This is a genomic window from Spirochaetota bacterium (genome assembly GCA_017999915.1).
In the GTDB taxonomy this organism is placed as follows: Bacteria; Spirochaetota; UBA4802; order UBA4802; family UBA5550; genus RBG-16-49-21.
Map to the genome: position 1 here is coordinate 952,532 of JAGNKX010000001.1, position 12,791 is coordinate 965,322.

General features: G+C 53.7%; 4 protein-coding genes. 2 read left to right on the forward strand and 2 right to left on the reverse strand.

Annotated features, from left to right (window positions below; genetic code table 11):
• The first annotated feature begins 48 nt into the window (after window positions 1-48).
• A complete protein-coding gene (locus KA369_04030) occupies window positions 49-5,682 on the forward strand; it encodes a hypothetical protein (GenBank protein MBP7735120.1) in 5,634 nt (1,877 codons plus the stop codon).
• A gap of 51 nt (window positions 5,683-5,733) precedes the next feature.
• On the opposite strand, the gene KA369_04035 is transcribed toward KA369_04030, so the two are convergent.
• Window positions 5,734-6,819 (reverse strand): DHH family phosphoesterase, encoded by a 1,086-nt coding sequence (locus KA369_04035; GenBank protein MBP7735121.1) that lies wholly within the window; start codon window positions 6,817-6,819, stop codon window positions 5,734-5,736.
• A gap of 9 nt (window positions 6,820-6,828) precedes the next feature.
• Window positions 6,829-8,970: a serine/threonine-protein phosphatase gene (locus tag KA369_04040; GenBank protein ID MBP7735122.1), complete on the reverse strand. Its 2,142-nt coding sequence runs from the start codon at window positions 8,968-8,970 to the stop codon at window positions 6,829-6,831.
• Between the two features lie 216 nt (window positions 8,971-9,186).
• Between KA369_04040 and KA369_04045 the strand changes: the two genes are divergently transcribed.
• On the forward strand, window positions 9,187-11,700 hold the full coding sequence (locus tag KA369_04045; GenBank protein ID MBP7735123.1) for a response regulator: 2,514 nt from the start codon (window positions 9,187-9,189) through the stop codon (window positions 11,698-11,700).
• Window positions 11,701-12,791: the final 1,091 nt, after the last annotated feature.

Below are 12,791 nucleotides of genomic sequence, written 5' to 3' on the forward strand. Positions count from 1 at the left end.
TCCATGACGCGGATATGGTAATCAAAACAATGGCTCCTCCAGTACTGTATGCTGAAACAGCTGTCCCACTATATTTGGCTCGCGGCGATAGCCGGCGCGCTCACGGCCGCCGTCATTGCCAATTCCAGGGGACAGGGCTTCAGGGAGAAGCTCCTCGATTATATCGATGATAACGCCCTTGTCGATGAAGTAACCGTTGCCATCGACGAACCCTCCGATCCGACGGTCCTCGATGAGCGGTTCGACCTGTTTTCCTGCCGCTCCGGAGACTGGGAGGATTACGTCGTCGACCCCCGTTACAGGAATATCGCTGAAAAGGAAAAAATGACGTCGCTCTACCGCGGCGATGACGTGAGGATCGAGACCTACGGATTCCTGAACCTGGACCTGAAATACGGCCAGTCGATATTCACCCGCAAGCGCTACCAGGAATACTCCGGGGACAAGCCGAAGTCGGAGCTGGTCCAGGACGGCTTCAGCGCCAAGCAGGACCTGCAGATCCACGTTGAAGGGACCATCGGCGACCGCATGAGCATTTACATCGATCATGACAGCAGGAAGAAGGACAACCGCTACATGCTGAAGTACCGCGCCGTGCGCGACGATGAGCTGATTCGTGAGCTGAACGCGGGGGAGATCGACATCAATTTCAAGGGGTCCAGATACGCGGTCTATGACAACAACACCGCCAAGGGCCTCGGAGTTGACCTGAAGCTGCAGAAGAACAGGTTCACGTTCAAGGCCTTCGGCAGCGTCACACGGGGAAACACGGAAGTCGAGACGTACAGGGGCAATTCGATGCCCGGCAACATCAAGCTATCGGAGTACCAGTATGTGAAGGGTGTCTACTACCAGATCGAGCCGTACATCCGGTACGATAATAACATCGACCCTCCCCATCCGTCCAATTACACCCTGAAGCCGGTGAACATCAATCCCTACGGATTCGAGATATACATGGACGACCAGGATCCTTACAACAAGCAGAATATCGTCGAGCTCCCCGCCTACGGCGGCCTCTACCGCAAGATGCAGGCGGGGGTCGATTACAAGATCAACTTTTCGACCGGTCTCCTGCAGTTTATCAGGCCCGTGCAGGACAAGGCGCGGATCTTCGCCGTGTATAACCTCATGGGGTCGTCCACCGACCCGTCGGCCCTTCAGCCCGGAGACCCCCGGCATCCGGGGGGGAACTTCTCGGGCAGGATCTTTGTATTCTTGAAATACGGTTATTCCCTGAGCAATGACCCGGTATCGCCGCCGAATCATCCGGCACCGGACGTGTACGAGGTCCGATCGTTCTATGTCATCGGCGACAAGTACATACTGCCCAATAATTTCAGCCTCAGCTTCTTCATGGAAAACGGCGTCATGAGCCAGAACGATATCGCGAGCCTCGGCACCTATTCCGTCGACTACACCAACGGAGTGATCCAGTTCGTGTACCGCGAGCCGTACAGGCAGCTGCTCGGGGCCAATGGGACCGCGGCACGGATCTACGCGGAGCACCAGCCGACGAACGTATATGATTTTTCCCGCTATCGGATAAAGATCGACTACTACAGGGACGCCCGGAGCTTCCAGCTTAACCACCTTAACGTCATTCCGAACAGCGTGGTCGTGAAGGTCGATCGGCGAACGATTTCCGAGACCCTCTACACCGTGGATTATACGGCCGGCTATATCACCTTCAACAGTGCCACCAATCCCCTCATCGGCCCTGAAACGGTCATCGAGATACGGTATGAGTACCTCCCGATCGGGACGCAGGGGCAGGAATTTGTGGGCGGCTTCAGGGGTGAGTATGAGTTCAGCAGGGACCTGAAGGTCGGCGGGAGCATGCTCTACTCCCGCACCGGGAGCGATGAAAAGGTGCCAGCGGTGGGGACCGAGCCGACACAGACGGTGTTTGTCGAAGGGGACGCGACGCTGCATCTGGACGGCCGCCGCCTTGCGCAGTTCGCCAATATTTTCACCCGCAACAGGAGAAAGGAGCTTCCCATCGAGATTAACGGCTACGCGGAATACGCCAAGAGCTATAAAAACATGAACACCTTCGGGAAAGCCATGATCGACAACATGGAATCGTCGGAGGAGGCGGTCGTGCTGTCTTTGGACGAGCGGGACTGGATCTATTCGTCGCCGCCCTCTGCGTTGCCCGGGGCGGTCAGGGGGATTTTGAATTACTATTATTACCGGGACGCGGCCAATCCGACGATCCTGAAGGGAGTCGAATACTCGGCGCTTGCGCCGAAGGTCGCCTATTCCGTCAAGGCGGGGCCCTATAATGTCGCCACGGGCCATGTGCTGAGCACCATCCTCAGCCTGACATCGCAGCGGTCGCTGGTCCTCGATTTCGAGGATAATCACCTCGCCGGGAGCGGCGACTACGTATCGATCGTGACACGGGATTTTTCAAAAAGCGCGGTGGACCTGTCGAGCATGCAATACGCGGAGATATCGTACCGCTATGAGGGAACGACCTCGGTCGATCTCTATCTCGATATAGGGAAAGTCAATGAGGACTCCGGGGGGGATGGAGGCCTTCAAACCGAGGACCTGAACCTGAACGGTATCCTGGATTCCGATCCTGTAACCGGTTTCACCGAAGACATCGGCTACCTCTTTCAGGAGGCCGGCCATCCTGAGACCAGGATCGGCGGCGGCGCGGCCTATAACAGGCTCACCATCGGGGACGGGGTCCTGACCAGCGAAGACCTGAACCAGAACGGGACCCTTGATACCCTCGACAACGTGTATTCGTTCCAGGGCCATTCGGTCCCGCTGGTGTCCGGGATCGACACCTGGCAGGTCGCACGTCTCTATGTCGACCCATCGGCCATGACCCAGTCCGAGATAAATTTGCTGAGGGAAGTCGAATCGGTGCGTCTTTATGTCCGCAAGACCCCGGGAGACAGGGGCCGCCTTTTCATCGACTCGGTCAAATTCGTCTCATCCAAGTGGCGCGAGGCGCGCCTCGGCACGGCGCTGGCGTCGCCCGACCAGATGAAGGTGTCCGCGATAAACTGCTTCGACGACGACGAATACCGCTGGGAGGCCTTTTCGCTTGTCATGAAGAGCGTGTACAAGGCCATGTACGGCGTGAAGAGCGATCAGGACCTTTTAAAGGAAAAGGAAACCTCGCTGAAACTGGAATACGCGATTCCCGCAGGGTCCCGGCAGGTTTCGGTGACGCGGCGCTTTGCAAAAGCGGTCGATTTCCGGAATTACCGTTCCCTGTCGGCATGGATGAATTTCCGCGCCTTCTCGCCGGGCGACCGGGTGGGGATCATCGTCGGCTCTTCGGACACTGACTATTTGGAATACCAGATGAACATGACCTTTCCCCGGGTCTGGCAGGAGATGAAAATGCGCCTGAAGAACAAGTCGGAGAGCTACCTGATCCCGGTTTCCATGTCCGGCCGCCCGGACCTGAAACGGATAACGATGATGAAAATCATAATCTACTCCTCCGCGCCGCCGAGCATCGGGTCTCTCTGGGTCGATGAGATCTACCTGTCCGAGCCCGAAATCCTCGAGGACACGGCGCACTGGTATGAAGGGGAGTTAAAGGTCAACAAGCCGTTCCATGTGACCAAAGGGGGCGTGCCGATCATGTCCGATTTTAGCGTCAAGTACGTGCAGAAAGGGCATGGCTCAAAATTCAGCACCATCGGTAAAAAAGACCTGGATATGGCCGAGGAATACAAGCAGGTCTTTTCCTCTTTCAATATCATCCCGAACTGGAACACCAGGGTCGATTATATCCGTGAGGATTCGGAAACCGACGGCCTCAACGAGGAAGTCGACGTGTCGCAGCGGGGAAAGACCAATAAAAACAGCGTTGTGTTCATCACGGATTATCAATCGGAGAAAAACTGGGTTCCCAGCATCAAATTAATGTACAAGTATGATGATTATAACAACAAGGCGGATGAACGCATTTCCAGTTACAGCGTCAAGCGGCTCAAAACGCAGCTGAACCATTCCCCGGTCATCCACTGCCGCCAGACCATCGAAAAGTTCCTATGGGGCCGGTGGACCAGCGAGGTTCTCATGACAATGCTCTTCAAAAAGGATCAGACGAAGAGGAGTTCCTATGAAATGAGCATGATAGACCTCAACACCATGGCGTCGATCCTCGAAATTGAAAAGCGGCAGCGCAGCGATATCAAATACAATCTGGATTACACCCATCGCGTATTCTATGTCCGCCCGGCGATCCAGGTCGGCTCCGAAGAGATCGTCGCGTGGATCGGAAAATCCCAGTTCAACCGAACCGATCTGCTGTACAACTTCAGGGGGGACTATCATTTCCCCTTCGTATACAACAGTAACTGCCGGTACGTGGAGCGGAGCAAGAACCTGAGCCTGTCCGCGGGGCTGAGCGATTTCAGCTACATAGCGCCGGGATACAAGATCGACATACAATATTTTGAAAACAAGTTCCGCGACTTCAACCTGGAAAGCGCCTCGCAGTACGGGTATAAAAGGGCCAAGGACGCCCAGACCCTGGTTGCCACAACCATCGATATTCCGGTGTATTTTTACAAGATCAAGGCGCTTAAGTCCCTGAGGACCTTCTCGATCAACTACAACCGTTCGCTGTTTCTGACCGAGGCCAATGTTCCCTATGAGGGTGAGCGGAAGGATCCGCTGGACGAGAGGTACGGCATAACCCGCACGGTCAGCAGGCTGTCAAACGCGGCTTTCAATGTCTTTCAGTATTATCCGTTTTGCTTCTTCCTGGGAAGAAACAACTATGCAAGGGGGCGCGACTACCTTTGTAAAACCCTGAACAGGCCCATCATATATAAAAACGGAACGAACGTTTCAGACTACAACAACAACCTTCGGCTCCAGGAGAATTTTTCTGTCGCCTGGTCCGTTGACCTGGACAAGGTGAACATAACGTCGAACTCGGGGCTGCAACAGCTGTGCGAGCGCCAGGACGTGCTGGGTGTGCCAGGCCAGACGGTGAACGCCAATTTTGAAATTAACGTGAATTTCGACCTGATGAAACTGTTGCGCTTCTGGTTTTTCAGGCCGAACCGCGAGGGAATCCCCTATCATGCGGCGTTCCTGACGGTAGGGTATAAATTCGACATCAACATGCTTATAACCCAGAACATCGAGGAAACGGTCCATTCCCCGAACGCGGGCATGAGCTTCAAGCGCGACAGGGCAAGCCTGACCCTGCAGCTGGGCATCTGCCTCAAGAATAAGAACAGCAGGTCGTTCATACCCTGGAGCCCCCTGAAGCTCTCGTTAAAGGACTACCTATACTTCCAGAATATGCCGTTCAATGTTTTTTTCAAGGACAAGGATACGGCCTACACGTTCACCGCCCTATTTGAAACCGATGTCAAGTGGATCTTTAAGTTTTTCTCGCTCTTCTACCGGCTGGCGGCCATGCCCATCTTTAACCTCGAGTATGCCATGAACATAAACCGGTATGACTATCTTCTCACCACATCGCCGCAGCCCCTTGATTCCCATGTCATCACGACCAAGTTGATCCTGGACCTTCACAAGAATATCCAGGGCGGGTTGAACACGCGGGTTGCAGTGGAGCAATACCGGAACAGGAAGAATCTCAACTACTATAATCTGAAGGCGAGCGACCTGAAGCGTGAGGTGTTTTCCTATGAGGTCGGGGCCACCCTGACGATCCTTTTCTAGGCGCCTGGCCGGCGCGCCGGGCGACGGCGCACATCGTGGATAAGGCGCGGCTTATTGGAAATAGTCCCGGATCCTTTTTTTGAATTTCTGGTAAAACCCCTTTAACTCGGTGAGATACAACTCTTCCCTGCTTTTCTTCAGCATTTCCACCGTGGCCAGCCTGATCACTTCCCAGAGGAGGGCGCGGTCCGGACAGTGGCGGAAATAGTCTATCTGTATCTGGTAGGCTCCCTTGAATCTCCGGGCCCCCCCTTCCGGGGATATCTGCTTGATGATGGGACCCAGGTCCAGGGACTCGCTGGAAGAGCGGAACGAGGCGTCAATATAGAGACGGCCCATCGCCGGGTCCTCAATGGCTGCGAAGACTATGACTGTCGGATATTCTTCCCGCCGGAGGAGAAAATCCGCTATGATGGCGATGCTGTCCCTGTGGCCGGCATCGACAAATCCCACGCCGGCGATGAGCCAGTCTTTATAGACAGTCTTGTTTTCAATGGCTGTTTTGATGAGTCCCAGGGTCTCCCGTGAAAGGGGGATGCTGCTGATCCTGTTGAAAACTTCGTGATCTGAAAAATGCGAGAGATAATCAAGGGCCTCGTAGTCCAGTTTCCCGGCCCGGGAGTATTTGTCGGTATCGGTATAGATGCCGTAGAGCAGGGCGGTCGCGACCGATACCATGGTCGCCGGTTCCAGCGGCGCGTCAAGGTTCTTGATCAGCAGCGCCACGAGGGTGCTCGTGGAACCGGCGTCCTCGTCTCTCAGGATGAAATCCGCCTTTGGTTTCTCCCCCGTGGGCTCGTGGTGGTCGATATACACGGCGCAGGGAAGGTCTCCCGCAAACTCCCCGGCGTCGGGGGATGGGTGATCGGTGACGATATAGGCGTCATACTGGCGGTGGTCCGGGAGGCGGGGCGATATGCCGAGGGGTATGCCGAGGATATCGACCATGGCGCTGTTTTGAGGCAGCGACAGTTTTTTTGTGGCGATGATCGCAGTGGAAACATTCAACGAGCGGCACACGGCGCTGATCGCGAAGGAGGACGCAATGGCGTCCGGGTCCGGGGATCCCTTGATGATGATGAGGATGTTGCGGTATTTCGCAATGGACGCAGTGAACGCGCTGGAGGAAGCCTTCATAGCCTGCCCTCATTGATATTTGAAGATTATTACGCTCACATCGTTGATCTGGTTTCTCTGGTTAATGAACTTGTTGTAGTCTTCAAAAATGAGCCGCGTCAGGTCGGAAGGAGATGCGCCCTTGCCGTTCCTGATCAATTCCTTGACCCGGCTGAAGCCATAGACATCGCCGCGGTCGTTGATGGCCGCGGTAAGTCCGTCGGAATAGAGGATGCCGATGGAGCCCGGCGCCAGGCGGATCATTTTCGAATTGAACTTCGATGTCCTGTCGGCGCCGACCGGTACGCCGCCGGTATCGCAGGCGGTGAAGGTGTCATTGGCCGGGCTGTATACGATCAACGGATTGAAGGCCGCGTTGGCATAGGACACGTCGCCGGACGAGTAGAGAATTGCGCAATAGGCGGAAGCGTGCTTGTTCGAGAAACGGGACGTTGAAAGCACCCAGTTCATGGCGGCGAGGATCTTGTCCGGGGCGTCGAAGGATTTTGAAGGTGTGTGCAGGACCGTGTACATCTCAAGGGATAAGACGGCCGAGTCGACGCCCGAATAGGATGAGTCTGACATGAACAGGATGAGCCGATCCTCTCCCGGCGCCACCGAGTCAAAATAATCGCCGCCGTAGGTGGAGTTGTTGATATACAGGGAGCTCACGCGGAACCTGGCCCCTTGATGCATTGCCTGCGGAATGATTTTCTTTTTCACGCTATTCACGACCATCTGGTCATGATCGATGACCTGCGTGGCGCGCACCTCCTCGAGCATGAGGGAGTTTGCCAGGTTCTGCTGGAACTGGATGCGGAAGATCTCAAGTACCGTAATGAGGCTTTTCGAGTAGATCCTGTTGTTGTGCAGGGGGCCCAGAGCGAGCATCCCGATTATCCGGTCTTCCGGGTCCAAAAAGGGAATGATAATTTCCACGTGATTGTGCTCCATGTACCGGAGGACCGCTTCGCGATAGGATTCGAACCGGGAATCGGAGTACAGCGCGGGCTTATAGAGAATGGCGGGAAATTGACCGATCATTTCGGTCAGTGGGCTCGACAGGCTGATCTCCTTGTCAGGAATCGCGGTCACCGAATCGTGGATGACCGATATCTTCTTCTCCTGCCTGTTGATGAGATAAAAGTGGCCGTGACTGATATTGAATTTTTCCACGATGTCGTCGACCAGGGCCGTGAGGATCTCTTCCCATCGTTTCCCTTCATGGGACTCCGGCGAGAGCCCCTTTGCGAAGAGTTGGTCAATGAGCGCCACCGTGGACTGATATCCACGGTGTGGCAGCTTTTCAATCCGCGGCCGCAGGTATTTGAAAACGAGGAAAAGGTAGGCGAAGATAAACACCGCTATCCCGAGGGGAGGCACCGGCTCCTTGAGATATTCTCCCGTGTTGTATTTAATGACAAGCATCGTGGGGATCGTCAGGATGGCGATGATCAGCGTCCTGTAGAGAGCCGTGGAAAAAAAGACCTTCATGTCCTTTTTCACGATGTCCATCGCGGCGTAATTCAGAATGAAAAGAATGGAAGATAAGGCGATGGGGATCGACAGAATGCCGAACCGGTTTATTCCCGCCAAATAGGGCAGGTAGAGCGATACCGCGAGAAAAGATGAATAGAAAAAAGAGAGGCTGATGACAAGGTAGACCAGGTCGTTTTTATGGGCCCTGTTTTCAAGTCTGCTCGCCTTTATGATAACGATGATGATCGTTGCGAGGATATAACAGGTGATTGCCCCCAGGTGGAGAGCGGTGCCCTCCGTGAGGATGTTCGCTCCCCAGTCGTCAGCGGACCATGGCACGACCAGGTCGGTAACAATGGTAATAATACACAGTGCGAAACCCGGAAGGCCGGCCGCCAGAGCCATGGTCGGGCGATTTTTCTTTTTATAGGGAAAAAGGAAAAAGAAACCCATGATCAGGATCGCCACAACGAGGAGCAGCGATAGGACAAACCTCTGAACCATAGGGGCCGGTATGAGGGTGCCATCGATGAGATTGACTCCGATCAGACCGAAAAGGAAGGTCGATGCCAGGCAGGCCACGGACAGCATGATGTTTGCGGCTGAACGGACTTTTTTGAAAATATTATAGGTGCATAAAACCAGTGAAAGTGCTGTCGCTACCCACGCAAAGATGATCTCAAGATAAACCAAGGCGTCTCCGTATAGCTCCCGGGCTGTCGTTCAATAGGGTGAAATATTTCAAATGTTGATTATTATTTCAAGTATTTATCGGCAGCGGCCCTTTTTTTTCCTCAAAGCAGAAAGATTTTATCGTTTATCCGGAAAAATTTTGTCATGAAGAAGCCATAACGCGCTACTACCCAGTATAACCCCATGGAGAGATGCCATGGACGCGGCGGTTCAACAATGGATAAACAAGGGTTGATCGATATAACGATGCGGATGCTGGCCCTGCTCATCGTTGTTCAGGTGACGACATCATGCTCGAAGGGTTATTCCGGCAGGAAGCATCGCCAGGCCGAGAAAGGGACGGTGGACCTCAGAACCTGGGATTTCACCAGGGACGGGCCTGCGGATCTGTCCGGGCAATGGGCGTTTTACTGGAAACAACTGGTAAGGGATGATGGAGGGACGACCCGGGATATGAAGGCTGAATTCATTGATGTGCCGGGAATCTGGAATGGCCGGATCGAATCCGGCCGGGCCATTTCAGGCGATGGTTTCGGGACATACCGGTTACGGGTGCTGCTGCCAAAAGGCTCCGGAGGGCGCACACTGGCCCTTAAAGTTCAGGATATGGGCACGGCCTATTCACTTTTCGTGAACGGGGCGTTGGCCGGCACAGGAGGCGTGGTGGCCGCATCGGCGGAAAAGTCCTCTCCCGGGTACTGGCCCGATGTGATCGAGGCGGATCCGGAAGGGGATCAGATGACCGTCACCCTCCATGTTTCGAATTATCATCACAGAAAGGGCGGCGCATGGGAACCGATCCTCCTGGGCCCCCCGGCCATGCTCCGGGACATCAGGGAACGGAATCTCGCACGGGACTTTTTTCTTTTTGGGTCCATCCTTCTCATGGGCGCCTATCACCTGGTCCTGTTCAGCCTGAGGAAGAAGGACCAGCCGTATCTATACTTCGGCCTCTTCTGCCTGCTTATCGCGGCAAGGGTCCTGGTGACGGGGGAATATTTTGCCGTTCGAATTTTTCCCTCGGCCTCCTGGGAAGCCATAGTATCGGCTGAATACCTGTCCTTTTATGCCGGCGTGCCGGTTTTTTTCCTGTTTGTCAGAACGCTTTGGCCGGATGAGTTTTCACCGAAGGTCCTGACCGGCATCGTGGCAGCGGGAATCCTTTTCTCCGGTGCTGTAATCGCCCTGCCGCCCCGTATGTATACCCATACCATGCGCCCCTATCAGGTGCTCTCCGCCGCTGTCGGCCTCTATGGTCTTTATATTCTTGTATGGGCGGCGGCCCGCAAACGGGAAGGGGCAGCGCCTTTTATCGCCGGGTTTACCGTCCTGTTCATTACTGTCATCAACGACTTTTTACACAATAACATGATTATTCAGACCGGCTACCTGGTGCCGTGTGGTCTTTTCATGTTCATCATCCTGCAGGCGTATCTTCTGTCGAGGCGGTTCTCCATGACCCTCACCGCCGTTGAGCGCCTAACCGGAGAGCTGGAATTGAAAAACAGGAGACTCGTGGAGATGAACGTAATGAAGGATGAATTCCTTGCCTCGGTATCCCATGAGCTCCGGACGCCTCTGAACGGCATTATCGGAATAGCTGAATCGATGATCGAGGGGCGGTGCGGCATGGTGAGCCTTGAATCGAAATTCAACCTGGGCCTGATAAACGCCAGCGGCAGGCGCCTGGCCGCCCTGGTAAACGACATACTCGATTTTGCCCGACTGAAGAACAGTGACATCGCGCTTAACCTGAAGCCGGTGGATATACGGGCCCTGGCGGACGTGGTGCTCGCCTTTATCCGCCCCCTCGTGGGCGCGAAGAATCTGGTTCTGCTAAACGATATCCCGGCGGAATGCCCACCGGTCCATGCCGATGAAGACAGGGTACAGCAGGTTTTATACAATCTCGTGGGAAATGCCGTTAAATTCACAGCCTCGGGAAGCGTGGTCATTTCGTCGCGGGCTGCCGGCAGGGAAGAATGGCTGGAAATAGCCGTTACTGACACGGGCAGCGGCATCCGGGATGAACGGCGCAAAGGCATCTTTTCCGCTAAGGAAGGCTCCGGGACCCCTGGTGGCTTCGGTATCGGGCTTTCCATTACCAGGAAGCTCGTTGAGCTCCATGGCGGCACCATCCAATCGGAATCCGCTCCCGGGGGCGGGTCGGTGTTCACCTTCACCCTGCCGCTCTGGTCCGGCAGCCTGAGGGAGCGGAGGGCGTTATCGGCGGTGAATGGAGATAGCGCGCCGCGGAATCACTCTACAGGGGCGGGTGCGGGCCGATCAAGTGAAGCAAAAGGATTAGAGGGGATAGCCCGTATCCTCGTTGTGGATGATGATAGCGTCAACCTGCAGGTCCTGCGCAACCATCTCTCATCAGCCGGATTCACGGTGGAGACGGCGACGGGCGGCGCCGATGCCCTTGACAGGCTGAGCAGGACAGGCTTTGACCTGCTGATTCTGGATCTCATGATGCCCGGCATGTCGGGACTGGATCTGTGCGGGGAGGTGAGAAAAAGATTCTCTTTGGTGGAGCTTCCGGTCATATTTCTAACGGCACGCCACGGCATCAATGATCTCAATTACCCTCCACATTCCCCACACGCTTCTTTCCTCTCGATTTCAGAATTTTCTCAAGTCCATACACTCTTAGTCCCTTCAATGCAGAGAACTCATCAAGGTACAATTGAGAAAATTCAGGACGGATGTAACTGTAGCCGGTTATGAATGCATGTTTGATAATTCGTTGATTGCCTTCAGCCACTTGATTGTGAACGCCATTCTTTGACCATCGATCACGAGCCCACACATTCCTTTTCTTGTCCTTTGCTCGTGCTGAATGATTTACGGAACGATGATTGTCATTGTATCTTTTCAACCAGGGATAGCCTTCATCCGTGAATGTTGGAGCATTGGCTGGCAGGAAGTCGAATAAAGGCTTGATGGTATGTTGCTTTTGGTCTGGAACGCTATCGAATATGACAGGACCTTTCTTAATGCCAATAGTATGAACCAATGTGCCTATTTGATATTTCCCTCTTTTGTCAGCTACTGAATCACTCAAATAGATGCTGGCTGTCTGCCCATGGTGCTTATAACGCTTCCTATAGCCATTAGAACGCTCTCTGGCGCTAAATAATGCCACTGTATCGGCAAAGATGACCGGCTTTGCCTCTACGTCTTTCCTGAGGTCAATTTCCGGTTCTTTTGGAAATCTGAAGGAATCTCCGAATTCTTTATCAATATCTTTAACCATCAATGCTTTAATATCAGGGATGAATTCTGATAAAAAGAGCTGCAATCTCCTTTTGAGCAATATGGCCGAGCTTGACGATATGCCGAGCTTTCTTTGGATGGATGCGGTATTCAGTACTTGAGGATGTAACTGCATTGCTTCTGTCAGGATATAGCCGAATGTCCATAATGGCAGTTTAAAATGATGCAATGGCGTGTATGCTGTCCTGGAACCTTGGAAATGGCATTTTGGACATCTTATAGCATTCTCCCTGGTTTGGATTTCTCTGGTCATGGGGGTATTGCAATTGGGGCAGTATTTCGGATAGGTTTTTTGTAGTATTTGCTTTGTTAGTTGTGCATAGTAATTGATGTTGATTTGAGGGAATTTTTGATTAAATGATAGCTTGGCATTATTTGGATAATGTTCAGATTGTGGGGAAGGTGAGGGGGAGATATGATCTCAATTACCCTCCACATTCCCCACACGCTTCTTTCCTCTCAAATCCAAAATTCTCTCAAACCCATACACTCTCAATCCCTTCAATGCAGAGTATTCATCAAGGTACAACTGAGAGAATTCA

Bases quoted from the DNA above. Each gene is read 5' to 3' on its own strand.
- KA369_04030 (MBP7735120.1), top strand. From the start codon at position 49: ATGCTGAAACAGCTGTCCCACTATATTTGGCTCGCGGCGATAGCCGGC.
- KA369_04045 (MBP7735123.1), top strand. From the start codon at position 9,187: ATGGATAAACAAGGGTTGATCGATATAACGATGCGGATGCTGGCCCTG.
- KA369_04035 (MBP7735121.1), bottom strand. From the start codon at position 6,819: ATGAAGGCTTCCTCCAGCGCGTTCACTGCGTCCATTGCGAAATACCGC.